Genomic DNA, 1,635 nt, shown 5'->3' with positions numbered 1-1,635 from the left:
CAGACTGTAGACAAAGGTGGTGCTGGAGCCCTAGCTCCAGCACCACTCTTTTTGCCAAAATGCCAACTCCCATATTTTCTTATAAAGGATAAAAAAGCATCCTGATTTTTTGTCCTGCCTTTCCCTTACATCCAGAATCTTTGCCAGCTTTTTCAGATTCATGCACGCAAAGGTCAGCCCGGCTTTCATTCTCATTCGGGCGTTGCCGATATATTGTGTGTATCGAAATCCATGCTGTTCTTTTGCACTTCCAAACAATCTTTCAATAGTCTCTTTTCTCAGCATGTAAATTTCTTTATTCCCCAGAGTATGACGGATGTCCTCGCTGGTTTCCAGATACTCTTCCCAAATGTGGCGGGAGATCGTTTTTTCATGCTCTTTGCTTTCTGTACATTTGGAAAGGTAAGGACAGTTTTTACAGATGCTTTTATCGCTCTTGTATTCTTTGTAACCCTCCCGGTTCGTCGTCTGATAAGTAAGGATCTGATCCGCCGGACAGATATAGCAGTCATAGTACTCATCGTAGACATACTCATATTTCTTGAAGAATCCATCTTTTGTCATGGGCCTTTTATACGGAAACAGGGGCTGTATCCCGTCTTTTAACAATTCTCGGGCTATTGCTGGAGTCTTATATCCGGCATCCAATACCATCATCTCCATATCCAGGTCTTTCAATTTGTCGTACAAAGGCTTCCATGTCCTGCTGTCATGTTCATTCCCTGGATGCACAGTATAATCTAAGATCCACCCGTGCTTGTCACATGCAGTCTCTATGCTGTATGCAAAAACATGTTTATGTTCGCCTTTTCGGAACCAGCCGCTTTCCGGATCTGAAGTACTGCATTTTTGCGTTTTGGCTCCTTCCGGGATTTCGTCTGAAGAACCGCTTTCACCAGAAGTGCCGTCGCCCGCTGTGGGAGGTGTATTCGAATCATCCTTTTTTTCTTTTAAAGGTTTCTTTCCGTGATTTTTACGGTCTTCATTGATTTCTTTTTTTAACTCCTCCTCATACCATAGAGCTTCTTGAGATGCAATCCTCTTTCTCATCTTTTTGCTGTTAGCACAGGCTTTTACATGGGTAGAATCCACAAACACGGTAGATGTATCTACCAGATGAAACTTCATACATTGTTCGAGGATATGGGAAAAGATCTGTTCAAACAGTTCCGTATCCTTAAAACGTCGGGTATAGTTTTTCCCAAAAGTAGAAAAGTGAGGAACTGGATCCAACATATCCAGACCGAGAAACCAACGATAAGCTACATTCACTTCGATTTCTTTTATCGTCTGGCGCATACTTTTAATCCCATAGAGATACTGGATAAAAGGGATTTTGATCAGCATCACCGGATCCATGCTCGGCCTTCCGTTATCTGCACAATACTTGTCTTCTACAAGATCGTAAATAAAGTTCCAGTCAATTGCCCGGTCAATCTTTCGGAGCATGTGATCCTTTGGCACCATGTCATCCATGCTGAACATCATCATTTGTTCTCTTTTTTTATCGGCATCTCTTGTCATCATAAGCGGAACCTCCTTATAGGATAATTATACCATGTGCAGGGAACGTACCGCTTAACTTTAGAGTTGATAAGTAGGGGATTTTTCTTGATAAAAACCGGAAGGATCATT

At 42.1% G+C, this 1,635-nt stretch carries 1 protein-coding gene; it reads right to left on the bottom strand.

Annotation, left to right across the window (positions count from 1 at the left end):
• Positions 1-30 precede the first annotated feature (30 nt).
• Positions 31-1,527 carry an IS1182 family transposase gene (locus H7U36_RS14985; protein ID WP_083582474.1) on the bottom strand — a complete coding sequence of 499 codons (1,497 nt, stop codon included), beginning with the start codon at positions 1,525-1,527 and terminating at the stop codon, positions 31-33.
• Between the last annotated feature and the right edge of the window lie 108 nt (positions 1,528-1,635).

The sequence above is a fragment of the Faecalicatena fissicatena genome, assembly GCF_016900595.1.
GTDB lineage: Bacteria > Bacillota > Clostridia > Lachnospirales > Lachnospiraceae > Claveliimonas > Claveliimonas intestinigallinarum.
This window is presented reverse-complemented; position numbering and strand designations above follow the sequence as displayed.